This is a genomic window from Streptomyces sp. NBC_01474, from assembly GCF_035918215.1.
GTDB classification, from domain to species: domain Bacteria; phylum Actinomycetota; class Actinomycetes; order Streptomycetales; family Streptomycetaceae; genus Streptomyces; species Streptomyces aureus.
Map to the genome: position 1 here is coordinate 5123828 of NZ_CP109449.1, position 24434 is coordinate 5148261.

General features: G+C 70.1%; 19 protein-coding genes, 1 rRNA gene and 1 pseudogene. 7 read left to right on the forward strand and 14 right to left on the reverse strand.

Annotated features, from left to right (window positions below; genetic code table 11):
• Positions 1–171: 171 nt before the first annotated feature.
• A 16S ribosomal RNA gene (locus OG758_RS23480) occupies positions 172–1698 on the reverse strand.
• An 874-nt stretch (positions 1699–2572) separates the two neighbouring features.
• On the opposite strand from OG758_RS23480, the gene trpS reads away from it, so the two are divergent.
• Positions 2573–3571 (forward strand): tryptophan--tRNA ligase, encoded by a 999-nt coding sequence (gene trpS, locus OG758_RS23485; RefSeq protein ID WP_326711781.1) that lies wholly within the window; start codon positions 2573–2575, stop codon positions 3569–3571.
• A gap of 66 nt (positions 3572–3637) precedes the next feature.
• Here the strand turns inward: trpS and OG758_RS23490 are convergent, their stop codons facing one another.
• Positions 3638–4654, reverse strand: a complete 1017-nt coding sequence (locus OG758_RS23490; protein ID WP_382062327.1) for a GlxA family transcriptional regulator — start codon at positions 4652–4654, stop codon at positions 3638–3640.
• 74 nt (positions 4655–4728) lie between these two features.
• On the opposite strand from OG758_RS23490, the gene OG758_RS23495 reads away from it, so the two are divergent.
• Positions 4729–5331 carry a cysteine hydrolase family protein gene (locus OG758_RS23495; RefSeq protein ID WP_326711782.1) on the forward strand — a complete coding sequence of 201 codons (603 nt, stop codon included), beginning with the start codon at positions 4729–4731 and terminating at the stop codon, positions 5329–5331.
• A gap of 697 nt (positions 5332–6028) precedes the next feature.
• On the opposite strand, the gene proC is transcribed toward OG758_RS23495, so the two are convergent.
• The 3 genes from proC to OG758_RS23510 form a co-directional block, all read right to left on the reverse strand.
• Positions 6029–6841 carry a pyrroline-5-carboxylate reductase gene (gene proC / locus OG758_RS23500; RefSeq protein WP_326711783.1) on the reverse strand — a complete coding sequence of 271 codons (813 nt, stop codon included), beginning with the start codon at positions 6839–6841 and terminating at the stop codon, positions 6029–6031.
• 71 nt (positions 6842–6912) lie between these two features.
• Positions 6913–7650, reverse strand: a complete 738-nt coding sequence (locus tag OG758_RS23505) for an ABC transporter permease (protein WP_326711784.1) — start codon at positions 7648–7650, stop codon at positions 6913–6915.
• A complete protein-coding gene (locus tag OG758_RS23510; RefSeq protein WP_326711785.1) occupies positions 7647–8495 on the reverse strand; it encodes an ABC transporter ATP-binding protein in 849 nt (282 codons plus the stop codon). The genes OG758_RS23505 and OG758_RS23510 overlap by 4 nt, the downstream gene beginning before the upstream one ends.
• A 296-nt stretch (positions 8496–8791) precedes the next feature.
• Between OG758_RS23510 and OG758_RS23515 the strand changes: the two are divergent.
• A pseudogene (locus OG758_RS23515) lies at positions 8792–9224 on the forward strand (SulP family inorganic anion transporter); the annotation flags it as partial.
• 132 nt (positions 9225–9356) lie between these two features.
• Here the strand turns inward: OG758_RS23515 and OG758_RS23520 are convergent.
• A complete protein-coding gene (locus tag OG758_RS23520; RefSeq protein WP_326711786.1) occupies positions 9357–10130 on the reverse strand; it encodes a class I SAM-dependent methyltransferase in 774 nt (257 codons plus the stop codon).
• 190 nt (positions 10131–10320) lie between these two features.
• Positions 10321–10848 (reverse strand): EamA/RhaT family transporter, encoded by a 528-nt coding sequence (locus OG758_RS23525; protein ID WP_326711787.1) that lies wholly within the window; start codon positions 10846–10848, stop codon positions 10321–10323.
• 161 nt (positions 10849–11009) lie between these two features.
• On the opposite strand from OG758_RS23525, the gene OG758_RS23530 reads away from it, so the two are divergent.
• Positions 11010–11708, forward strand: coding sequence for an alpha/beta fold hydrolase (locus OG758_RS23530; protein ID WP_326711788.1), 699 nt, complete (start codon positions 11010–11012; stop codon positions 11706–11708).
• 87 nt (positions 11709–11795) lie between these two features.
• Here OG758_RS23530 and OG758_RS23535 read toward each other — a convergent pair whose 3' ends face one another.
• A complete protein-coding gene (locus tag OG758_RS23535; protein WP_326716009.1) occupies positions 11796–12095 on the reverse strand; it encodes a peptidase in 300 nt (99 codons plus the stop codon).
• 112 nt (positions 12096–12207) lie between these two features.
• On the reverse strand, positions 12208–12498 hold the full coding sequence (locus OG758_RS23540; protein WP_326711789.1) for a peptidase: 291 nt from the start codon (positions 12496–12498) through the stop codon (positions 12208–12210).
• 235 nt (positions 12499–12733) lie between these two features.
• On the opposite strand from OG758_RS23540, the gene OG758_RS23545 reads away from it, so the two are divergent.
• Positions 12734–14968: a serine/threonine-protein kinase gene (locus OG758_RS23545; RefSeq protein ID WP_326711790.1), complete on the forward strand. Its 2235-nt coding sequence runs from the start codon at positions 12734–12736 to the stop codon at positions 14966–14968.
• Between the two features lie 312 nt (positions 14969–15280).
• Here OG758_RS23545 and ilvD read toward each other — a convergent pair whose 3' ends face one another.
• The 4 genes from ilvD to OG758_RS23565 all read right to left on the reverse strand — a co-directional run bounded on the left by ilvD (position 15281) and on the right by OG758_RS23565 (position 19961).
• Positions 15281–17134 carry a dihydroxy-acid dehydratase gene (ilvD, locus tag OG758_RS23550; protein ID WP_266561528.1) on the reverse strand — a complete coding sequence of 618 codons (1854 nt, stop codon included), beginning with the start codon at positions 17132–17134 and terminating at the stop codon, positions 15281–15283.
• A 233-nt stretch (positions 17135–17367) separates the two neighbouring features.
• Positions 17368–18000, reverse strand: a complete 633-nt coding sequence (locus tag OG758_RS23555) for a TetR/AcrR family transcriptional regulator (RefSeq protein WP_326711791.1) — start codon at positions 17998–18000, stop codon at positions 17368–17370.
• On the reverse strand, positions 17997–18821 hold the full coding sequence (locus tag OG758_RS23560; protein ID WP_326711792.1) for a sugar phosphate isomerase/epimerase family protein: 825 nt from the start codon (positions 18819–18821) through the stop codon (positions 17997–17999). Before OG758_RS23560 ends, OG758_RS23555 begins: the two co-directional genes overlap by 4 nt.
• A gap of 207 nt (positions 18822–19028) precedes the next feature.
• Positions 19029–19961: a Ppx/GppA phosphatase family protein gene (locus OG758_RS23565; RefSeq protein WP_326711793.1), complete on the reverse strand. Its 933-nt coding sequence runs from the start codon at positions 19959–19961 to the stop codon at positions 19029–19031.
• 71 nt (positions 19962–20032) lie between these two features.
• Between OG758_RS23565 and OG758_RS23570 the strand changes: the two genes are divergently transcribed.
• Complete coding sequence (locus OG758_RS23570) at positions 20033–20962, forward strand: hypothetical protein (protein WP_326711794.1); 930 nt, start codon at positions 20033–20035, stop codon at positions 20960–20962.
• Positions 20963–20995: 33 nt separating this feature from the next.
• Here the strand turns inward: OG758_RS23570 and OG758_RS23575 are convergent, their stop codons facing one another.
• Positions 20996–22714 (reverse strand): BACON domain-containing protein, encoded by a 1719-nt coding sequence (locus OG758_RS23575; RefSeq protein ID WP_326711795.1) that lies wholly within the window; start codon positions 22712–22714, stop codon positions 20996–20998.
• Positions 22715–22980: 266 nt separating this feature from the next.
• Here OG758_RS23575 and radA point away from each other — a divergent pair, with 266 nt between their 5' ends.
• Positions 22981–24390 (forward strand): DNA repair protein RadA, encoded by a 1410-nt coding sequence (gene radA, locus OG758_RS23580; protein WP_116511420.1) that lies wholly within the window; start codon positions 22981–22983, stop codon positions 24388–24390.
• Positions 24391–24434: the final 44 nt, after the last annotated feature.

Genomic DNA, 24434 nt, shown 5'->3' on the forward strand with positions numbered 1-24434 from the left:
CCGCCCGGAGATCATGCTTTCCACGCTCCGAAGAGCAGTACTCACAGCCTCCGACCCGTGAACCCGGTCGAATAGTCAACGTTCCACCCTTGAGCAACCACCGTCGGACATTTGCCGACGAAATGGCTCTTGGACCACCAGGTGAAACCCGGCAGCCAAAGTGCTCCTTAGAAAGGAGGTGATCCAGCCGCACCTTCCGGTACGGCTACCTTGTTACGACTTCGTCCCAATCGCCAGTCCCACCTTCGACAGCTCCCTCCCCACAAGGGGGTTGGGCCACCGGCTTCGGGTGTTACCGACTTTCGTGACGTGACGGGCGGTGTGTACAAGGCCCGGGAACGTATTCACCGCAGCAATGCTGATCTGCGATTACTAGCAACTCCGACTTCATGGGGTCGAGTTGCAGACCCCAATCCGAACTGAGACAGGCTTTTTGAGATTCGCTCCGCCTCGCGGCATCGCAGCTCATTGTACCTGCCATTGTAGCACGTGTGCAGCCCAAGACATAAGGGGCATGATGACTTGACGTCGTCCCCACCTTCCTCCGAGTTGACCCCGGCAGTCTCCTGTGAGTCCCCATCACCCCGAAGGGCATGCTGGCAACACAGAACAAGGGTTGCGCTCGTTGCGGGACTTAACCCAACATCTCACGACACGAGCTGACGACAGCCATGCACCACCTGTATACCGACCACAAGGGGGCACCATCTCTGATGCTTTCCGGTATATGTCAAGCCTTGGTAAGGTTCTTCGCGTTGCGTCGAATTAAGCCACATGCTCCGCTGCTTGTGCGGGCCCCCGTCAATTCCTTTGAGTTTTAGCCTTGCGGCCGTACTCCCCAGGCGGGGAACTTAATGCGTTAGCTGCGGCACCGACGACGTGGAATGTCGCCAACACCTAGTTCCCACCGTTTACGGCGTGGACTACCAGGGTATCTAATCCTGTTCGCTCCCCACGCTTTCGCTCCTCAGCGTCAGTAATGGCCCAGAGATCCGCCTTCGCCACCGGTGTTCCTCCTGATATCTGCGCATTTCACCGCTACACCAGGAATTCCGATCTCCCCTACCACACTCTAGCCTGCCCGTATCGACTGCAGACCCGGGGTTAAGCCCCGGGCTTTCACAACCGACGTGACAAGCCGCCTACGAGCTCTTTACGCCCAATAATTCCGGACAACGCTTGCGCCCTACGTATTACCGCGGCTGCTGGCACGTAGTTAGCCGGCGCTTCTTCTGCAGGTACCGTCACTTTCGCTTCTTCCCTGCTGAAAGAGGTTTACAACCCGAAGGCCGTCATCCCTCACGCGGCGTCGCTGCATCAGGCTTTCGCCCATTGTGCAATATTCCCCACTGCTGCCTCCCGTAGGAGTCTGGGCCGTGTCTCAGTCCCAGTGTGGCCGGTCGCCCTCTCAGGCCGGCTACCCGTCGTCGCCTTGGTGAGCTTCTACCTCACCAACAAGCTGATAGGCCGCGGGCTCATCCTGCACCGCCGGAGCTTTCAACCCCCTCCCATGCGAGAGGGGGTGTCATCCGGTATTAGACCCCGTTTCCAGGGCTTGTCCCAGAGTGCAGGGCAGATTGCCCACGTGTTACTCACCCGTTCGCCACTAATCCACCCCGAAGGGCTTCATCGTTCGACTTGCATGTGTTAAGCACGCCGCCAGCGTTCGTCCTGAGCCAGGATCAAACTCTCCGTGAATGTTTTCCCGTAATCGGGACTACACCACGAGAGCGGAACCGTCGGGAGGAATAATCCCCACGATTCACTGCATCCTCGCTAGTGCGCCTCACCCCGGTGTGGGAGTGAGGACTTTTTCAAAGGAACCTCCAACCCACCAAAGGTGGGCCGGGGTTGTCAATCTGGCGTTGACTTTTGGCACGCTGTTGAGTTCTCAAGGAACGGACGCTTCCTTTGTACTCACCCGAGAGACTCTCTCAGGCTTTCCTCCGGGCAGTTTCCCTTCGGTCTTGCGTTTCCGACTCTATCAGACTCTTTCGTGTCCGATTTCCTCGGTGCCTTTCAGGTTTCCGCTCCGGCCTTTCGGCTTTCCGCGTTTCCCTTTCCGGCGGTTCCGACTCTATCAGATCCTTTCGGGCCTGACTCCCAGTCAGTGGGGCTTGTCTTCGCGGCTGTTGGGCCGTTCCGACGAGTGAGACTTTAGCGGAGTCCTGGCTCCCGAGCTAATCGGGGGCGTCCTTTCGAACGCGGATTCCTCATTTCGCAAAGACGCATGAAAACGAACCGTGGCGCATCTCAAAGAGAGGCGACATCGATCGTTGAATGGTTCCTGCGGAATGGCCACCCGGGGACCGGTCAGGGACCGGAGCTCACGTCGGGCAACTCGGAGAACACTACGTACCGGGCCCAGGGGTGTCAACTTCACGCCTGTGAGGTCTACTCTTGGGCTCGTGACTACGCATGCGCACACCCAGCAGTGGTGGGCCGCCTGACGGCGGCCGGCAGAAGCATGCACCCAACGGCCGCCGCCTCGGCGGCCGTTCTTGTATCTCCCTCCTGGAGACCACGGAGCCCGGCAGCCGGGTCGCGGCGGTCCTGACCAGGAGGTGGAGTAATGACGCGAATCTTCAGCGGGGTCAAGCCGACCGGGCATCTGACGCTGGGGAACTATCTGGGCGCCGTACGCCAGTGGGCTGAAGTCGATCAGCACAGGGCTGACGCGCTGTTCAGCGTCGTCGATCTGCACGCGTTGACCGTGGACCACGATCCTGGGCGGGTGCGGCGACTCAGTAAGCAGGCGGCGACGCTGTTGCTTGCCTCAGGGCTCGATCCCGAGGCGTGCACCGTGTTCGTACAGAGTCATGTGGACGAGCACGCCCGGCTGTCGTACCTGCTCGAGTGCGTCGCCACGGACGGCGAGATGCGGCGGATGATCCAGTACAAGGAGAAATCCACGCGCGAGCGGGAGCGGGGCGGGAGTGTGCGGCTGTCGCTCCTGACGTACCCCGTGCTGATGGCGGCGGACATCCTCGCTTACGGAGCGGACGAGGTTCCTGTGGGTGATGACCAGACGCAGCACGTCGAGCTCTCCCGGGATCTGGCGGTGCGGTTCAACCAGCGGTACGGGCACACCTTCGTCGTGCCGCGGGCGACGCCGCCCGCTGTCGCGGCGCGAGTCATGGACCTCCAGGACCCGGCTTCCAAGATGGGGAAGTCGCATGACAGCGGGGCCGGGATCGTCTACCTCCTCGACGAGCCGGACGTCGTGCGGAAGAAGATCCTGCGGGCGGTCACGGACAGCGGCACGGAGGTCGAGTACGACCATGAGGCCAAGCCCGGGGTGTCGAATCTGCTGGAGATTCTGGCCGCTTGTGAGGGTGGGAACCCAGAAGGCCTGAGCGGTGTATATGAGTCGTATGGCGCGCTGAAGAGGGCGACTGCGGAGGCCGTGGTGGAGCTTCTTGCGCCGCTGCAGAAGAGGCACAAGGAGCTGGTTGCGGATCCCGCGTATGTAGAGGAGGTGCTGCGGCGGGGAGCTGAGCGGGCGAGGGAGATGGCGAAGCCGACCGTGGACGCCGCCTATCGGGCGATCGGGCTGCTTCCCCCTACCTGAGCGTCCCTATACGAGCGTGCCTATAGGCGGCATGTTCCTGGACGGGCGTTCCTAGGAGAGGCGTTCCTAGAAGGGGGTGAAGGGTCGCTGGGCGAAGGAAGCCCGGTAGGAGCTTGGGCTGGTGGCGAGGTGCGATGCGAAGTGCTGGCGCATCGTGACCTCGCTGCCGAAGCCGGCGCGGCGTGCGACCTCGGGCATGGGGAGGTCGGTGCGTTCGAGCAGCTTCTGCGCTGCCGCCATGCGCTGGTCCAGGAGCCAGCGCAGAGGGGTGGTGCCAGTGGCTGCGGTGAAGTGACGGGCGAAGGAGCGCGGGGACATGCCGGCGCGGGCGGCGAGGCCTGCGACGGTGAGCGGTTCGTGGAGGTGCTGGAGGGCGTATGCGCGTACGGAGGTGAGGGCATCGGCGTCGCGGTCGGCTCGTGGCGTGGGGTGCTCGATGAACTGGGCCTGTGTTCCGGTGCGGAAGGGGGCCGTGACCATCGATCGGGCGATGGTGGCGGCGGTCTCCGCGCCGTGGATCCTGCGGACGAGGTGCAGGCAGAGATCGATGCCGGCGGCCGTGCCGGCAGCGGTCCAGATGTTGTCGTCCTCGATGAAGAGGGCGTCGGGTTCGACGGTGACGAGGGGGTGATGGGCGCGGAGCAGGTCGACGAGGTTCCAGTGGGTGACCGCGCGGCGGCCGTCCAGTAGGCCGGCTTGGGCGAGTGTGAAGGCCCCTCCGCAGAGCGCCGCGATGGTGACGCCGCGGGCGTGGGCGCGGCGCAGGGACTCGAGGACCGGTTCGGGCGCGGGGGTGAGGTGGTCGTCTAGGCCGGGGACGACGAGCAGGTCGGTGGCTGGCGCGAGGCGGGTCAGCCAGGTGAGGGTGCGATCCGGGGTGAGGGTGAGTCCGCCTCGCATGGGGACAGGTGTCGGGTCTTCGGCGATGCGCCGCAGGTCGAAGGCGGGGACGCCGCGGTCGGTGCGGTCGGTGCCCCAGACCTCGGTGATGACGGAGACGTCGAAAGCCCGGATGCCGGGGAAGGCGAGGAGGGCGATGCGCTGAGTGGGGCGCGGCAGTGCGTGCGTGTCTGGGTACGGCACGGTGGCAGTAAACCATCGATCGCTGTCTTTTTCGCCTCTGGGGTAGGCGCGCTCCCGGCGGGAGCATCGTGGGCATGGAGATCGCAGAGAACGCAGCGCTGATCGTGGTGGACGTACAGAAGGGGTTCGAGGAGGAGGGGTTCTGGGGACCGCGGAACAGCCCTGGGGCTGACGAGAACATCGCGTCGCTGATTGACGCGTGGCAATCGACGGGGCGACCGGTCGTCTTCGTGCGGCATGACTCGCCTAAGCCTCAGTCGCCGTTGCGGCCGGGGTATGCCGGGAACGGCTTCAAGGAGTACGTGGAGGAGCGGCGTGGAAAGGGGGACGGGGCGGAGCTTCTGGTGACGAAGTCCGTGAACTCGGCGTTCTACGGGGCGCCGGACCTGGACGCGTGGCTCAGGGCAGCTGGCATCGAGCAGTTCGTGGTGGCCGGGATCCAGACCAACATGTGCGCGGAGACGACGGCGCGCATGGGCGGGAATCTGGGGTACGAGGTGCTGTTCGCGTTGGACGCGACGCACACCTTCGACCTGGAGGGCCCGTTCGGCTGGCGCCGCACAGCGGAGGAGCTGGCCCAGGCCTCAGCGGTGTCACTGCACGGGGGCGGCTTCGCTCGGGTGGTCACGACGGCGGAGGTTGTGGCTGCGGCGGAGGCGGGGGCGCTTCGCGGGTGACGGTCGGTGCTGGTTCGGTGTCGTCGGCACGCGTGCGGGAGGCACCGGGACTGCCGGGTGGCGAGGGCAGCCCCGTTCACGTCGGGTGTGAGCCGTCGCGGCGCCGGTGCGGCAACACCGTGCCGCGTGGTTCGTGGGGCGCCGGGATGACCGGATCCGCCGGCCGTGGGGTGAGCTGCCGCGTCCATGTCGGTGCGGGTCGTCGCCGCGCTGGGGGTGGGTCGTCCTCGCGGTGCCTGGCTCGCGCGGGCGAGTGGATTGCGGCACGAGGGGGCGACGGGGCGCCACCGTGGTGGGCCGGCCGGGTCGGCAGCCAGGTGAGGCGAGCCGCTGCGGCCCGCTGCATCCCGGCCCTCGCCCGGGCCGGGTCGACCCGGGGGAGGTGAAGCTCGCCGACCCGTCGGGCCGGCCCCCGGTTCCGGACAGGCCGCGTAGGGGCAGGACGAGCCGAGCTTCGGCAAGGGCCGGGATCTCCGGCCCGGAGATGGCCAGGATCAGCCGGTCCGGAGGCTACCCAAGCCGGGGTAGCCACGGCCTGGGTAGCCAGGCCGGTCATCGCCCCAGGCCTGGATCAGCCAGGCCTTGGATAGCAGGCCGGGGGTCGTTCCAGGTGGGTAATTCAGACACGTGGGTGTTTGAGGCCCGTAGGCGCATACGTCCGTGGGGGCATAGGCCCATGGGGGCGTACGTCGGTGGGTCAGCTGTTGCCGGAGGCCAGTTCGCGGCTGCGGTCCCGGGCGGCTTCCAGGGCGGCGATGAGGGCGGCGCGGACTCCGTGGATTTCGAGTTCGCGGATGGCGTTGATGGTGGTGCCGGCGGGGGAGGTGACATTTTCGCGGAGCTTGACGGGGTGTTCGCCGCTGTCGCGGAGCATCGTCGCGGCGCCGATGGCGGACTGGACGATCAGCTCGTGGGCCTTGTCGCGGGGCAGGCCGAGCAGGATTCCCGCGTCGGTCATGGCCTCGACCAGGTAGAAGAAGTACGCCGGGCCCGAGCCGGACAGGGCGGTGCAGGCGTCCTGCTGGGACTCGGGGACGCGGAGCGTCTTGCCGACGGCGCCGAAGATCTCCTCGGCGTGGGCGAGGTGGGCGGTCGTGGCGTGGGAGCCGGCGGAGATGACGGACATGGCCTCGTCGACGAGGGCGGGCGTGTTCGTCATGACGCGCACGACGGGGGTGCCTTCGGGGAGGCGCTCCTCGAGGAAGGTGGTGGGGATGCCCGCCGCGCCGCTGATGACCAGGCGGTCGGCGGGGAGGTGCGGGGCGAGTTCGGTGAGGAGGGCGCCCATGTCCTGGGGCTTGACCGTGACGATCAGAGTGTCGGCCCGCTTGGCGGCTTCCGCGTTGGTGACGGGGGTGACGCCGTGGCGGGTGCGGAGCTCTTCGGCGCGTTCCGGGCGGCGGGCCGTGACCAGGAGGTTGGCAGGGGCCCAGCCCGCTCGGATCATTCCGCTGAGAAGGGCCTCGCCGATCTTTCCGGTGCCGAGGACTGCGACGTGCTGCTGGGGCATGGAGGCCACCCTTCGGGGCGCGGGGTTCGGTGCGGTTGCGTCCGTCGGGGTCATCCTCGCATCGGCGGCGGTCAGGCCGTACGGCGGCGGAGCGTTGCGGCGCCGAGGGTCAGGACGAGGACGGCGCAGCCGGCGACGACGGCCGCGTCGCGGATGAAGTCGGCCGTGAGGTCGGTATGGCGGAGAACTTCGTTCATGCCGTCGACGGCGTACGACATGGGGAGGACGTTGGAGATCCCTTCGAGGACGGGCTGCATCTTGTCGCGCGAGATGAACAGGCCGCACAGGAGCAGCTGGGGAAAGATCACCGCCGGCATGAACTGGACGGCTTGGAACTCGGAGGCCGCGAAGGCGGAGACGAAGAGGCCGAGGGCGGTGCCGAGCAGGGCGTCGAGGAGGGCGACCAGGAGCAGGAGCCAGGCGGAGCCGGTGACGTCGAGGCCGAGGCCCCACAGGGCGAGGACCGTTGCCAGTACGGACTGGACGACCGCGAGGGCGCCGAAGGCCAGGGCGTAACCGGCGATGAGGTCGCCCTTGCCGAGGGGCATCGCGAGGAGGCGTTCGAGGGTGCCCGAGGTGCGTTCGCGCAGGGTGGCGATGGACGTGACCAGGAACATCGTGATGAGCGGAAAGATGCCGAGGAGGGAGGCGCCGATGGAGTCGAAGGTGCCGGGGCTGCCGTCGAAGACGTAGCGGAGCAGGAAGAGCATCACGCACGGGACGAGCAGCATCAGGGCGATGGAGCGCGGATCGTGGCGGAGCTGGCGCAGGACTCGGGCTGCGGTGGCGAGGGTGCGGGCTGCGTTCATCGGGGGCTCCGCTGGAGGGTGTTGGCCTGGTCGACGAGGTGGAGGAAGGCGTCTTCGACGGTCGCCGCGCCGGTACCGGCCCGCAGGGCGTCGGGGCTGTCGTCGGCGAGGATCTCGCCTTCGCGCATCAGGAGGAGGCGGTGGCAGCGCTCGGCCTCGTCCATGACGTGGGAGGAGACGAGGAGCGTGGCGCCGCGCTCGGCGGCGATGGAGTGGAAGAGGTTCCACAGGTCGCGGCGCAGGACGGGGTCGAGGCCGACGGTGGGTTCGTCGAGGACGAGGAGTTCGGGGGTGCCGAGAAGGGCCACGGCGAGGGAGACCCGGCTGAGCTGGCCGCCCGAGAGGTTGCCGGCCAGGGCGTCGGCGTGGGAGGTGAGGTCGACCTCCGTGATGACGCGGGCGACGTCGTCACGGCGGTGGGAGGCGGCGGCGCGGCCCGGCTGGAGTACTGCCGAGAAATAGTCCAGATTCTGGCGGACCGTCAGGTCTGCGTATACGGAGGGGGCTTGGGTGACGTATCCGATGCGGGAGCGGAGTTCGGCGGAGCCTGCCGGGTGGTCGAGGACGGTGAGCGTGCCGGTGACCTTGGCCTGGGTTCCGACGATCGCGCGCATGAGCGTGGACTTGCCGCAGCCCGAGGGGCCGAGGAGACCGGTGATCTGACCTCGGGGGACGGTGAAGTCCAGGGCATGCAGGACGGGGCGGGGGCCTCGGACGACGGTGAGGTCCGTGGCGCGGACGGCGGCCGCCGATGGTTCCGGCGAGGAGGAGGGCGAAACAGAGGGAGAGGGGGAGAGGGAGGGAGAGGGCTCCGGGGAGGATGGCTCTTCGGAGATATTCATCATGTGATGAATATTCCTCCGGTGGGGCTGGGGCGTCAAGCGCCAGGGGCGCTTTGACGGCGCCGGCGCTCGTGGGAGCGATCGGAAGCGGGACGTCCGAGGGCGGGCGACTCCGCGCTTCCGAGGACATCGGGCAGTAACCGTGGTTCGGCCTGTCCTCAACACCCTTGCGTGACAATGGATTTCAGCGCCGGGGTCTCCGCCACTGCCGGCGCCCACGCATCTCCCCGGAGGTGCGCCCCAGATGCGTCATGCAGCTATTTCCCTCCCCCGCCTCTCGCCCACCGTTGACTGACGTGCTGCCCGCCGCGGTGGGGCTGATTCCGGTGGTGGCGCTCGCGGGGCTCCTGGTGCACGCGGGCCGCAAGCTGGTGCCGGTGCGGGAGTTGGTGCCGCTGTGGCGTGAGCATCGGGGCGAGGCGGTGGTCCTCGCGGTGACGGCCCTCGCGATCGTCGCGACGAATCTCTTCGAGGGGGTGCTGGTGGGGCTGGCGCCGGCCGTCGCGAAGACGGCATGGGACATCAGCCACGTACAGGTGCGGACCGAGGACCGGGGACCGAGGACCGGGGGCTGCGGGGCTGGTCGTATAGGTGGTCGGCAATGCCACCTTCCTGCGGCTGCCGAAGCTGCTCGACGCGCTGGAGGCGCTGCCTGCCGACCGGGACGTGCGGCTGGAGCTGGGTGGGCTGAGGCATCTTGATCACGCCTGCGCCACGGCGCTGGAGGAGTAGGTGGCGGGGCACGCGCGGACGACGGTGTCGCGAACTTGGGGGCGGCCGCCGGTGACGTAGCGACTGCGGGACGGCCGCCTTTCGTGAGGTGGCCGGGGTGGCCGCCCGTGTCGTAGTCGTGGTGGCTGTGGGTCAGATGCGGGTGGCCACCAGGAGTTCGACCACGTAGGTCTCCTCCACCGTGCCGTCCGGGAAGAGCTCGCCGACCCGGGCCCGCTCCTCGGTGAGGAAGGCCTGCGCGTCGCCCTCTTCGAGGACGAGGAACGCCGAGTGGCTGCCGATGTTGGCGAGGTGCGTGTCCAGCGGGACAAGCCGGCTCCAGCGCACATGTCGAAGGGTGACCTCGCCGCGTCCCGGCAGGTTCGCAAGGCCCGACAGTTCGGTGGCGCGGACCTCGTCGGGGCGCTGACTGGCGCCCGTTCCCACGCCTACGTGGCGCGCGATGCGTTCGTGCTGCGCGGCGATCCACGGAACGTCGAGGGCAACGGTGTTCCACCACAGCGCGAGCGCACCGCCCGGGCGCAGGACCCGCATCGCCTCGGGGGCCGAGCGGGCCGGCTCGGTCCAGTGCCACGACTGGGCGTAGGTGAGGAGGTCCAGGGAGGCGTCGGCGAGGGGGAGGGCGTTGCCGTCGCCCCGCACGATCGGTACGCCGGGCAGCGCCCTGCGGAATTCGACCGCCATGCCCTCGCCCGGCTCGACGGCGACCACGCGGGCGCCGCGCGCGTGCAGGAGGGCGGTCGAGATGCCGGTTCCCGCGCCTACGTCGGCCACGCGGGCGCCGGCGAGGGGCCGTCCGGCGGCGTCCTCGACGGCGTCCAGGAGGGCGGGCGGGTAGGACGGGCGGTTCGCGGCGTACTGGGCGGCCGCGGCGTTGAACGAGTGGGCGCGCGAGACGGTGGGCATGCCGCCATCCTGTCCTGTGCGGGGGACTCTCGTCAGTACGTGGTGTGTGGCTCGGGCGGTGGCGGGTGCGCGCGTGCCTGTATGCCCATGTGTCCGTGGGCTCGCGTGCCTGTATGCCCATGGGCCCGTGGCCTCGCGTGCCCGTGAGCCCGTGAGCCCGTGAGCTAGTAGACCCGTGGACCCGTGGGCGTCAGCCCTTGCGCTTCTTCTTCGACGGGTTGCCGGTGCGGCGCGTGCTGCGGCGTTCGTACTGTTCGCGGGCGGTCGCGTACTCCTGCCTGCGGAGCTTCTCGCCCGGGGCCTCGGAGAAGCAGCGCAGGCAGTAGGCGAGCAGTACGCCGACGAAACCGATCGACATGAAGCCGCGCAGGGACGCCTGCGCCTCAGGATCCGGACGCTTGGAGAAGCCGTCCCACGTGCGGCGAAAGGCGAGGGCACTGCAGATCGCGAACATCAGGACCACGAGTACGTTCACGAAGGAACCGACATCGGCGATGGCCAGTCCCTCGTACGCGAAGCGCAGCACGAAGCAGCCGGCCGCCGCGCCGACGAGCGCGCCCGCGGCGACCGCGACGCGCCGCCAGATGTAGCCGCCGTCGTGCTCGACCCAGGTCCTGCCGAAGAAACGGATCTCCTCGGGCTGGGGGCCCGCGGGGATGCCGCCGGCGGCTTCCGGGGTCTCGGGGGCGGGGCGGGGGGTGCCGGATTCGTCGCTCACAGGTCGATTATGGCGCGCGCCTCCGGCGGCTCCGGGTTCGGAGGTGGGGCTGGGGTGAGGCCTGGGTGGGGCTGAGCGTGAAGGCCTGGGTAGGCCTGGGGTGCCGCCAGGCAGGGTCCGGGGTTGCGGGCATTGTCGGACCTCTCCCCTACATTGCCCGCATGACGGAATACGTACTGGTCGCAGGCGCGTGGCTCGGGGCGTGGGCGTGGGACGACGTGGTGCCGGAACTGCGCGCGGCCGGGCATGGCGCGCACGCCGTGACGCTCTCCGGGGTCGCCGACAAGCAGGGCGTTCCGGCCGGGCAGAAGACTCATGTCCAGGACGTCGTCGACGAGGTGGAGCGCCTCGGACTGCGCGACGTCGTCCTGGTCGGGCACAGCTACTCGGGGATTCCGGTCGGCCAGGCCGCCGAGCGGATCGGTGACCGGCTGAAGCGCGTGGTGTTCGTCGACTCGAATGTTCCGGCGGACGGGGAGTCGTTCGTGTCCCGTTGGTGGCAGGGGCCGGCGGCGCTGGAGGCTGTCATCGCGGCGAACGACGGCTACTGGCCGCCGCTGACTGCGCCCGAGTGCGAGGGGCAGGGGCTCGACGACGCGCAGGTCGCGCGGATCGTGGGCGGGGCCACTCCGCACCCAGGGGCGTCCCTGTCGGAGCCGGCCGTGCTGTCCCGCCCGCCGGGCGAGCTTCCGGCGACGTACATCAAGTGCCTGCTCGACGGGCCCGAGCCGACGGACGACGTGGCCGAGCTTCTGCGCGGCGAGAGCTGGCGGCTGCGGGAGATGGACACGGGGCACTGGCCGATGTTCTCCCGGCCGGGGGAGCTGGCGCGGATTCTTCTTGAGGAGGCGGGCGGTTGAGGGACGGGGTAAGGGCGGCCCTGGACCGGCGGTGAAAGACGGGGCCGGTCGCGCACGTCGGAGTACGCGACCGGCTCCCGCCATCCGCTACGCGCAGCGGGGCGCCACGTAGCCGTCGCTGCCGGTCTTCACGTAGGCGTCGGAGACGTACTGGCCGTTGGCGATGTTGTCCCAGAGGTCCGTCGTGCCGTACGTGCCGCTGACGGTCTCGCCCGGCTTCTGGCAGTTGATCGGTACGCGGGCGTCCAGCGGCAGGACCTTGACCAGCTGATACTCGGTGCCCGGTCCGCTGCGTACCTTCAGCCGCACGTCCGGAGCCACCGGGTAGCGGATCGCCACGGCCGAGGCCTCCGAAGCCGAGCCCAGGACGAGACTCAGCGCGGCCATGGCGCCGGCCACGGCCACACCCCTCCTGCGCCCTCTCGCACCCAACAACCTCGTCCGTACGGCCCAGTTGACCATGGGCATGGCTCCCGGCCCTTGTCCGCTTCGCTCTCCCCTAGGCACAGCGCGGCGCCACATAGCCGTCGCTGCCGGTCTTCACGTACGCATCGGAGACGTACTCGCCGACGCCGATGTTGTCCCAGATCTTGGTCGTGCCGTAAGGGCCGCTGACGGTCTCCCCCGGGCGCTGGCAGAAGATCGGCACTGTGGCGCCCTCCGGCAGCACGCGGACCGGTCGGTAGTGCGTGCCGGGACCACTGCGGACATTCAGCGTCGTGCCGGGCGCGACCGCGTAATAGCGCTGTGCCGCGGCCTCTCCTGCACCCTCTATTTCCTCAACCGTCATGCGGGCCTCCCCCGTTGAACTCCTGAGCCTTCTTGGCGCCGAACCCCCTGGAGCTCCGCCGGGGCCTCGTTCAGAGATCGTTGAGCCCCCGTTGAAACCAGTGTGTTCAGCTGATGCACGCGGAGGCTAGCAAGCCTCGTCCGTCTCGTACGAATCATCGACTAGGCTCCGTGCGTCGCTCGTGCGAACGGCTGCACGCGGGGGCGCTCACGGATGACAGCCACGGGGGTGGACCATGCCGCCAGGCCGCAGCGCCGGGCCCGGTGCGGAAGCGGAACTTCCTGAGTACGCCGGCCATTACCGCCTTGAAGGGCGCCTGGGTTCCGGCGGCATGGGAGTCGTACATCTGGCGCGGTCCGCCTCGGGAATGCAACTCGCGGTGAAGGTCGTGCATGCCGAGTTCGCCAGGGACCCCGAGTTCAGGGGACGCTTCCGGCAGGAGATCGCGGCCGCACGACGGGTGAGCGGCGCATTCACGGCGCCCGTCGTAGATGCCGATCCCGATGCCGAACGGCCGTGGATGGCCACGCTGTTCATTCCCGGCCTCACCCTCGCCGAGCATGTGAAGCAGCACGGCCCGCTGCGGCCTGCCCAGCTGCGTCAGGTGATGGCCGGGCTCGCCGAGGCCCTGCGGGACATCCACCGCGCCGGGGTCGTGCACCGCGATCTGAAGCCGAGCAACGTACTGCTGGCCGAGGACAGCCCGAAGGTGATCGACTTCGGAATCTCCCGGCCGAAAGACAGCGAACTGCGGACCGAGACCGGCAAATTGATCGGTACGCCGCCGTTCATGGCACCGGAGCAGTTCCGCCGGCCGCGCGAGGTGGGACCGGCGGCCGATGTCTTCGCGCTCGGTTCGGTCCTGGTGCACGCGGCGACCGGACGGGGCCCCTTCGACTCCGACAGCCCTTACCTGGTCGCGTACCAAGTGGTCCATGACGAGCCCGACCTGACGGACGTCCCGGACGATCTGGGCCCCCTGATCATGCGCTGTCTCGCCAAGGACCCCGAGCACCGGCCGACCCCCGACGAGCTGATGAAGGAGCTGCGCCAGGTCTCCGCCCGGTACGACACCCAGGCGTTCATACCTCAACAGCGGAGGGCCGGAGCCGGAGTCTGGGACCGTGAGCCGTCCCGCGACACTGCCGAGGAGACGCACAGCCGCTCGTCCGGTGCACCGACCGAAGAAGCGGGCGCGAGCCGCTCCCCCGACGCCCACACACCGGAGTCTCCCGGCAGCCGGGCAACCGGCGTCATCCGTCGGCGGCGTGCCCTGATCGTCGGCGGTGCCCTGGCCGTCGCCCTCTCGATCGCAGCGGCGACCGTCGTCCTCACCTCGCTGAGTGACGGGGGGACCTCAAGCGCACGTTCGTCCTCCACGGCCAGTAGTGCCGTGCACGGCTTCAAGCCCTGGGCCCGCGAGCTGGGCGGCGGGTCGGGTGACTCAGCCGCCGTGATGCCGACTTGCTCGTACGGTGGCGGAGCCCTGCGCTGTGCGGTGGCCGGCGTGCTCGCCGCCTCCGTCGATCCGCGCGACGGGGGCGTGCTGTGGAGCCGCAGGTCCACCGGCGCCGACAGTGATTCGGGCGCCTCGCCCACGACGGCGCCCGTGTTCTCCGGCGGCCTCGTCCACGCGATCAGCGCCGACGGCATGCGTCTGCGCGCGCTCGATCCCCGTACGGGCAAGCTCCGCTGGGGCATGGACATCGCCGCGTACAACGGCCGCGTGCTGCACGCCGGCGGGACAGCGCTGCTCACCGCGGCTGACGGGACGGTCACCGGGGTCGACGGCGCCACGGGCCACAAGCTCTGGAGCCACCGCCTGCCGGGTCAGACGCAGCCCACCCTCGCGTACTTCGGCAAGGGCCTCGCCTACGCGACGACCATGTCCCCGGACGGGGCGAGTACCCAGGTCAGCGCCGTGGACCCGGAGTCCGGAGCCGTCCGGTGGCAACGGCGGATCAGCGGGAATCTGACCCCGGTCGGCGGCTCCAAGGGCGCGGTCTGCTTCACCGAGCGCAACATGTCCAGCGAGACCGTCGCCCTGGTCCGCTACGTCCCGGCGAGCGGCAGCGTGCACCGGTCACGGCTGACGACTGCCCTTCCTCAGGCGACGGCAACCCTGCACGGCGACTCCGTGTATCTCCTCGCCGTGGGCGGGGCACTCGTGGCCGTGGACACGACGACCGGCACACAGCGGTGGCGGGTGGAAACCTCCATCAGCAGGGGCTCGGCACCCGCGGCCGACGACCGTCACGTCTACCTCACCGCCCCCGACGGCCGCCTGCTCGCCACCGATATCCGCACCGGCAAGCCCCTCGGCCAGACGCGACCCCGGCTCGGTAGTGAACCCGGGCGGGTGGTCGGGGAGTTGCCCGCGCCTGTCGTGGGCGAAGGAGGACGCGTCTACGGGAGCGCGCCCGACGGAAGTGTGTTCGGGGTGGACGGGCGGAAGCCTGAGCGCTGGTGACGTGGGGCCGTACGGGCCCTGGAGATCTCGGCCGGGCCGGGCCGAGGGCGACCCGCAGTCGGGCCGGGCCCTGATGGCCGCGGCAACAGTCAGGCCTGGCCCCGTCCTCATACAGACATGAGCCCGCCCGGCAGCGAATTCGCCACCGGGCGGGCTCACGCCTCAGACAGAACCAGAGCCGGAGTCGACGTCAGAACCAGAGCTAGACCCAGACCCAGCCCCAGAGTCGAAGTCGGAACCAGACCCATAGCCACAGCCACAGCCACAGCCAGGGTCAAGCCACCGTTTCGCCCAGAGGCAGTCGGCCGGTTCTCAGCCCAGCTTCGAGACGTCCCGCACCGCGCCCTTGTCCGCGCTCGTCGCCATCGCGGCGTACGCGCGCAGGGCGGCCGAGACCTTGCGGTCGCGGGCGACCGGGGCGTAGACGCCGTTCAGGGCGGTGCGGCGGGTGGCCAGCTCGTCGTCGGAGACGAGGAGCTCGATCGAACGGTTCGGGATGTCGATGCGGATGCGGTCGCCGTCCTGGACGAGGGCGATCGTGCCGCCGGACGCCGCCTCGGGCGAGGCGTGGCCGATGGACAGGCCCGACGTGCCGCCGGAGAAGCGGCCGTCCGTGACCAGGGCGCAGGTCTTGCCGAGGCCGCGGCCCTTGAGGAATGACGTCGGGTAGAGCATCTCCTGCATGCCGGGGCCGCCCTTGGGGCCCTCGTAGCGGATGACCACGACGTCGCCGTGCGTGATCTCCTTCTTGAGGATCTTGTCGACGGCGTCCTCCTGCGACTCGCAGACGACCGCCGGACCCTCGAACGTCCAGATCGACTCGTCGACGCCCGCCGTCTTCACGACGCAGCCGTCGACCGCCAGGTTGCCCCTGAGGACCGCGAGCCCGCCGTCCTTCGAGTACGCGTGTTCGGCGGACCGGATGCAGCCGTTCTCGGCGTCCATGTCGAGGGCCTCCCAGCGCTCCGACTGGGAGAACGCCTCCGCCGAGCGGACGCAGCCGGGGGCCGCGTGCCACATCTCGACGGCCTCCGCGGACGGGGAGCCCGCGCGCACGTCCCACGTCTTCATCCAGTCGGAGAGCGACGGGCTGTGGACGGAGTGGACGTCCTCGTTCAGGAGACCGGCGCGGTGCAGCTCGCCCAGCAGGGCGGGGATGCCGCCGGCGCGGTGCACGTCCTCCATGTAGTACGTGCGGTCCTTCGCCACGTTCGGCGCGACCTTGGCGAGGCACGGCACACGGCGCGAGACCTCGTTGATCTCGTCCAGACCGAAGGCGACGCCCGCCTCCTGCGCGGCGGCCAGCAGGTGCAGGATCGTGTTGGTGGAGCCGCCCATGGCGATGTCGAGGGCCATGGCGTTCTGGAAGGCGGCGAAGGTGGCGACGTTACGCGGCAGGACCGACTCGTCGTCCTCCTCGTAGTACCGGCGCGTGATGTCCATGACGGTGCGGGCCGCGTTCTCGTACAGCGCCTTGCGGGCCGTGTGCGTCGCGAGGACCGTGCCGTTGCCGGGGAGGGAGAGGCCGATGGCCTCCGTCAGGCAGTTCATCGAGTTGGCCGTGAACATGCCGGAACAGGAGCCGCAGGTCGGACAGGCGTTCTCCTCGATACGGAGGATGTCCTCGTCCGAGATCTTGTCGTTCACGGCGTCGGAGATCGCGTCGACCAGGTCGAGCGTGCGGACGGTGCCGTCGACCAGGGTGGCGCGGCCGGACTCCATCGGGCCGCCGGAGACGAAGACCGTCGGGATGTTCAGGCGCAGGGCCGCCATCAGCATGCCGGGCGTGATCTTGTCGCAGTTCGAGATGCAGATCAGGGCGTCGGCGCAGTGCGCCTCGACCATGTACTCGACGCTGTCCGCGATCAGGTCGCGCGAGGGGAGCGAGTAGAGCATGCCGCCGTGGCCCATCGCGATGCCGTCGTCGACGGCGATCGTGTTGAACTCACGCGCGATGCCGCCCGCCGCCGTGATCGCGTCGGAGACGATGCGGCCGACCGGCTGGAGGTGGGTGTGGCCGGGCACGAACTCGGTGAACGAGTTGGCCACGGCGATGATCGGCTTCCGGCCGATGTCCGCACCGGGTACCCCGGAGGCGCGCATAAGGGCGCGTGCGCCCGCCATGTTGCGTCCGTGGGTGACTGTGCGGGACCTCAGCTCGGGCATCGTCGCTCGCTCCTTCAAGGGCCCTTTCAGGGGCCCGTGCGGCAGATAGGGCTGCTATCGAGCGTACGCCGCCGATCCAAGATCCGGACAGGGTGTCCGGAATACGGGACGCGCGTCTCGCTGTACGTGCCCTCGCCCGTGGTGTCCCGTCCGGACGCCCCGGCCCTCGCGTCCCGTCCGGGCGCCCGGTGGCCGGGTCTCGCGACGGTTCGGGTGGGTATGCCAGGCGTGCGTCACTCCCCCGTCAGATGCCCCTGCACCACCGGTGCCACCCGTTCGACGATCCGCTCCACGTCCGCCGACGCCAGCGGTTCCACCTTGATCACGTAGCGCAGCATCGCGATCCCCACGAGCTGTGCCGCCGCCAGCTCCGCCCTGAGCTCGGCCTCCTCGGGCGGCAGGTCCAGCCGCCGGGCGATCTTCCGCATCAGCTGTACGGCGATCAGGCGCCGGAAAACGGCCGCCGCGGTCTCGTTGTTCACGGCCGAGCGGACGATCGCGAGGAGCGGGGCACGGGTCGCCGGGTTCTCCCACACGGAGAAGATGAAGCGGGTGAGGCGCTCGCCGACGCCGTCCAGCGGCCCGTCCTCGATCGCGGCCGGTGCGTCCAGGGCAGGGGCGAAGGCGACCTCGATGGACGCCTCGAAGACCTGCTCCTTCGTACCGAAGTAGTGGTGCACCAGCGCCGCGTCCACGCCCGCCGCCTTGGCGATGCCGCGTACCGACGTCTTCTCGTAGCCGCGCTCGGAGAACTCCGCGCGGGCCGCCTCCAGGATGCGGTCGCGGGTCGCGGGCCCGGCCGCCTCCGTCTGCGAACGGGAGGGCCGCCCCCTGCGGCGTACGGGAGGGACGTCGGGGTCGGTCATGAGCGGGGGACCCGGACCGACGACGCGAGGTGCAGGCGGGTGAAGGCGAGGGCCTCGGCGAGGTCGGCCTCACGTTCGGCGCTGGACATGGCCCGGCGGGTGTTGACCTCGATCACTACGTGCCCGTCGAAGCCGGTCAGGGCGAGGCGCTCCAGGAGCTCGGCGCAGGGCTGCGTGCCGCGGCCGGGGACCAGGTGCTCGTCCTTCGCCGATCCCCTGCCGTCCGCGAGGTGGACGTGGCCGAGGCGGTCGCCCATGCGGTCGATCATCGCCAGCGCGTCGGTGCGGGCCGTCGCGGTGTGGCTGAGGTCGATCGTGAAGTGCCGGTAGTCGTCCTTGGTGACGTCCCAGTCGGGGGCGTACGCGAGCATCTCGCGGTCGCGGTAGCGCCAGGGGTACATGTTCTCGACAGCGAAGCGGACGTCCGTCTCGTCGGCCATGCGCCAGATGCCGTCGACGAAGTCGCGCGCGTACTGGCGCTGCCAACGGAAGGGCGGGTGGACGACGACCGTGGACGCGCCCAGCTTCTCGGCCGCCGACTTCGCGCGCTGGAGCTTGGTCCACGGGTCCGTGGACCAGACGCGCTGGGTGATCAGCAGACAGGGCGCGTGCACGGCGAGGATCGGGACCTGGTGGTAGTCGGAGAGCCGGCGCAGGGCCTCGATGTCCTGGCTGACGGGGTCGGTCCAGACCATGACCTCGACGCCGTCGTAGCCCAGGCGTGCCGCGATCTCGAAGGCCGTCGCCGTCGACTCCGGATAGACCGAGGCCGTCGACAGGGCGACCTTCGCATCCGGGATGCGCACTACTGGTTCTGCCACGGAGACAGAGTACGGGCCCCGGCTGAGCCCCGGGGAGGTGGTCGGCCCGCGGGTGCCGTGGGGTGCGCCTCAGGACGGCGGCGCGCCGCAGGGCGGGCCCCGGGTCGGTGGACCGGGCGGCGACGGGAGCCGCCGCGGCCCGGCTGTCCGTGGCCGCGGCCCGGCTGTCCGTGGCCGCGGCCCGGCCTCCGGCTGCGGTACGTCCCGTCAGACCGTCGGCATGTGGTCGAGCCGCCTGAGGATCACGCCCTCCCGGAGCGCCCAAGGGCAGACCTCCAGGGTCTCGACCCCGAACAGGTCCATGGCCCCCTCGGCCACCAGCGCGCCCGCGAGCAGCTGGCCCGCGCGGCCCTCTGAGACCCCGGGGAGCTCGGCGAGCTCCGCCTCCGTCATCGCGGCCAGACGCGGCACCCAGTCCTCCAGGGACTTGCGCTTCAGCTCCCGCTGGACGTACAGGCCCTCGGTGGAACGGGCCGCTCCGGCCAGACGCGCGAGCTGCTTGAACGTCTTGGACGTGGCCACGACGTGATCGGGCTTGCCGAAGCGCGTGAACTCGCCGACCGAGCGCGCGATCTGCGCGCGTACATGCCTACGCAGCGCCTTGATGTCCGCGGGGTCCGGCGGGTCGCTCGGCAGCCAGCCCGCCGTCAGGCGCCCCGCCCCGAGCGGCAGCGACACCGCGGCGTCGGGTTCCTCGTCGATGCCGTACGCGATCTCGAGGGAGCCGCCGCCGATGTCCAGGACGAGCAGTTTCCCGGCCGACCAGCCGAACCAGCGACGGGCCGCGAGGAAGGTGAGCCGGGCCTCCTCCTCGCCGGTGAGGACGCGGAGCTCGACGCCGGTGTCCTCCTTGACCCGGGCGAGGACCTCGTCGGCGTTGCTGGCCTCGCGTACGGCCGAGGTGGCGAAGGGCACGAGGTCCTCGACACCCTTGTCCTCGGCCGCCTCCAAGGCGTCCCGCACGGTGGCGGTCAGCCGGGCCACGCCGTCGGGGCCGATGGCGCCGCGGTCGTCGAGGAGTTGCGCGAGCCGCAGCTCCGCCTTGTGCGAGTGCGCGGGCAGCGGGCGCGCGCCCGGGTGCGCGTCCACCACAAGCAAGTGCACCGTGTTCGAACCCACGTCGAGGACACCGAGTCTCATATACGGAACGCTACTGCGCGTAGGACAGGCGTCAGTCCCCGAGGGCACCGCAGCGCGCTTACCCTGGAACCGTGCCAAAGACGAAAAAGGCGAACGCCGACAAGAGCGACAAGCGCGGTAAGAGCGACAAGGAAGCCAAGTCGGCCACTAAGCCGTCGAAGGCGCCGAAGTCCAAGGAATCAGGGACAAAGCAGTCCGGGACGAAGGGTTCATCGCCGAAGGTGTCATCGAGGAAAGGTTCCGCCCCTGACGAGAAGGGTCTGGACTTCGCCCGCGCCTGGGTCGAGTTCCCCGACCCCGCGGACGACGAGCAGATCTTCCGCTGCGACCTGACGTGGCTGACCTCGCGTTGGAGCTGCATCTTCGGGAGCGGCTGCCAGGGCATCCAGGCGGGCCGCGCGGACGACGGCTGCTGCACGCTCGGCGCCCACTTCTCCGACGAGGACGACGAGAAGCGCGTCGCCGGGTTCGTGGCGCGGCTCACGCCCGACATCTGGCAGAACCACGAGGTCGGTTCGCAGACGGGCTGGGTCTCCAAGGACGAGGACGGCGAGCGCCAGACCCGCCCGTACAACGGCTCGTGCATCTTCCAGAACCGGCCCGGCTTCAAGGGCGGCGCGGGCTGCTCGCTGCACATCCTGGCGCTCAAGGAGGGCCGCGAGCCCCTGGAGACCAAGCCGGACGTGTGCTGGCAGCTGCCGGTCCGCCGGACCTACGAGTGGATCGACCGGCCCGACGACACCCGTGTGCTCCAGGTGTCCATCGGTGAGTACGACCGCCGCGGCTGGGGCCCGGGCGGCCACGATCTGCACTGGTGGTGCACCTCGGCGACGTCGGCCCACGGGGCGGGCGACCCGGTGTACGTCTCCTACCGGCCCGAGCTGACCGAGCTCATGGGCAAGGAGGGCTACGACCGTCTCGTCGAGCTGTGCGAGGAGCGTCTGGCCTCCCAGCTGCCGCTGCTCGCGCCGCATCCGGCGGATCCCACCACCGCTTCCTGAGAACTGCCCCCGCAGGCTCCCGCCGGGCCCGCGCTAGCCGCCGCTCGGGCTCGCGCCGCCGCCGTCGCTCGGCGGCGGTGACGAGTCCGTGGGGGCCGACGGACTCGGTGACGGGCCGGACGGCGTGGGGCTCTGGTCGGACGGTGTGGGGTCCGGGTCGGACGGGCCCGGGCCGGACGGCGTGGGGTCGGACGGGCCGGGGCCCGGGTTTCCCGTGTTCGACGGGTCGGGGCCCGGGTCCGAGGTGCCGGGGTGCGAGGGGCCCGAACTCCCGTGTCCCTCTATTGAGATGACTGCCCCTGAGGGGTCGATGCCGATGCGCGCCGACCAGTGACCGGCGGGCTCCCGGTCGTGATCGACGTACACCCGGATCGTGAACGACTCTCCGGGCCGCAGGGTTCCCGACCTGCTCGTCAGGTAGAGCCAGCCGGCTCCGGTGTGTGCGGACCAGTGGACCGGTGAACTCCCGGACGCCGTCAGCGTGATGAGGGTCGCGGAGCCGCTCGGCTGCGCTTCCACGGTGAGCCGGCCCGGGCCGGACTGCGAGGGCCCGCCGGGGCTGATGACCTCCACGGAGACGTCCGGGGAGCGGCTGCCCGCGGTGAAACGCGGGTCGGGGGTCGTGCGCGCGTTGCCCGCGTTCTCGTAAGCACCGTCCGCGCCGTTGCCGTCGAGCCCGCCCGGGTCGCCGGCCTCGCTCGCGCTGATCGAGCGCCCGTCCTGACCCTCGCCCGTCTGAGGTGCACCCCGGTACGCCGCCCACAGCGCCAGCACCGGGGCGGCCACGACGGTGGCGACGACCGTCGTCGTGACGGCACGCGTGCGTAGCCGGTCCCGGCGGGCCGCCCTGTCCTTGGGGTCCATCGGGAAGCCGCGCCGGTCGAAGCGGGGGGCCGCGCCTCGCTGGGGGCGGTCGGCGTGGGCCATCGCCCGGTGCAGGGCCTCGCGCGGGGCCGTGGCGAGGGGCAGGGCGGCCGGGGTGACGGCCGTGCCGGGCCAGGCGCCGGGGGCGGCGCGCTCGGCGGTGCGGCGGCAGCGGGGGCAGTCGTCGACGTGCCGGACCAGTTCGCGGCGCAGGGCGGAGCTCAGCAGCAGCTGGTTGTCTCCGGTGAGGCGGGCGACGCTCGGGCAGGTGCCCGTCTCCACCACGGCGAGGGCGGCGCGAGTGCGTTCCACCTCGCAGGCGGCGGAGGCGAGCAGTTCCCGGGTGAGACCCGGGTCCGTGCCGAGTGCGGCGGCGACCTCTCGGGGCGACAGCTGATGCCGTACGGCCAGCTCCAGCGCCTCGCGCTGCTCGGGCGTCGTACCGGCGGCCTCCGGCCAGGCCAGGAGCGCGAGCTCTCGGCGGCGCCGCGCCTGGATCTCTTCGGAAGGGGCCTCTTTGGCGTGCGGGGCTTCGGGGTGGGGCCGGCCCGAGACGTGCGCCCCCTGTCTGCGGCGCTTCGCCTCCGCCAGGGCCCGCAGGCACGACCACCGCGCGAGCGCGTACAGCCACGCCTTACGGTCGCTCTCGGTTTCGGGGCCGCGTGAGCCGCGGCGTTCGGCGAGCGCCAAGGCGTCGCCCAGCGCCGCGATGGCGTCGTCGTGATCGCACAGGACGGACAGGCAGTACGTGAACAGGCCGTCCAGATAGGGCTCGTAGCGCGATGTCGGGCGCTGGGTCACGGTCCGCGGCGCAGGTCGCCCGCGCCCGTCGCGGTGCGCCCGGTGTGCGCCGGTGGTCTGCGTGGGGATTTCCGGCCTGCTGGTCATCACCCGTGCGACCGTAGGCGGGTGGCGCCGCCCCCTTCCTCCCCCTTGAGGACATTTAATCCATACGGGTGAAACGATCCCTCAAAAGGGGACGGGAATACCAAATTCCGTACGGGGGAACATGCGCTCGGCGCATGTATGTGCGCCGGGGCGCACGGGAGCACGCCCGGCGCGGGGCCCTCCGGGCGGTGGCGGGAGAGGTGGCGGGGGCGGGCGGGGTGGTGGTCGGCGCTGCGTTGTCAGTGGCCTCGGTTACGGTTCCGTGCATGGCTGCCCGTACGAAATCCGGCAAGGACCGACCGTCCTACCGCTGCACCGAGTGTGGCTGGCAGACGGCGAAATGGCTGGGTCGCTGCGGCGAGTGCCAGGCGTGGGGGACGGTCGAGGAGTACGGCGCGCCCGCCGTGCGGACGACCGCGCCCGGCCGGGTCACGACGTCCGCCGTCCCGATCGGCCAGGTCGACGCCCGGCAGGCCACCGCCCGCTCCACCGGCGTGCCCGAGCTCGACCGGGTCCTCGGCGGGGGCCTCGTCCCCGGCGCCGTCGTCCTGGTCGCGGGCGAGCCCGGCGTCGGCAAGTCCACCCTCCTGCTCGACGTCGCCGCCAAGGCCGCCAGCGACGAGCACCGCACCCTGTACGTCACGGGCGAGGAGTCGGCCAGCCAGGTCCGGATGCGCGCCGACCGCATCAAGGCGATCGACGACCATCTGTATCTCGCCGCCGAGACCGACCTGTCCGCGGTCCTCGGCCACTTGGACGCCGTCAAGCCCAGCCTCCTGATCATGGACTCCGTGCAGACCGTCGCCTCCCCCGAGATCGACGGCGCCCCCGGCGGCATGGCCCAGGTCCGCGAGGTCGCCGGCGCCCTGATCCGCGCCTCCAAGGAGCGTGGCATGGCCACCCTCCTCGTGGGTCACGTCACCAAGGACGGCGCCATCGCCGGACCCCGCCTCCTCGAGCACCTCGTGGACGTCGTCCTCTCCTTCGAAGGCGACCGGCACGCGCGCCTGCGCCTCGTACGCGGCGTGAAGAACCGGTACGGGACGACCGACGAGGTCGGCTGCTTCGAGTTGCACGACGAAGGCATCACCGGACTCGCCGACCCCAGCGGGCTGTTCCTCACCCGCCGCGACGAACCCGTCCCGGGCACCTGCCTGACCGTCACCCTGGAGGGGCGGCGGCCTCTCGTCGCCGAGGTTCAGGCCCTCACCGTCGACTCCCAGATCCCGTCCCCTCGGCGCACCACATCCGGCCTGGAGACGTCTCGCGTCTCGATGATGCTCGCCGTCCTCGAGCAGCGCGGGCGGATCAGTGCCCTGGGAAAGCGGGACATCTACTCCGCGACCGTCGGCGGCGTGAAGCTCTCCGAGCCCGCCGCGGACCTCGCCATCGCCCTCGCCCTCGCCAGCGCCGCCAGCGACACCCCGCTCCCCAAGAACCTCGTCGCGATCGGTGAAGTCGGCCTCGCGGGCGAGGTCAGACGGGTGACCGGCGTGCAGCGCCGGCTCGCCGAGGCGCACCGGCTCGGCTTCACCCACGCCCTCGTGCCGAGCGATCCGGGCAAGGTGCCCGCCGGTATGAAGGTCACCGAAGTCGCCGACATGGGGGACGCTCTGCGCGTGCTGCCCAGGAGCCGTCGCCGAGAGGCCCCACGGGAGACGGAGGAGCGCCGGTAGACTTTGCCCTGGTCTCGCCCGTGCGTACGAACCCTGGGCATTCA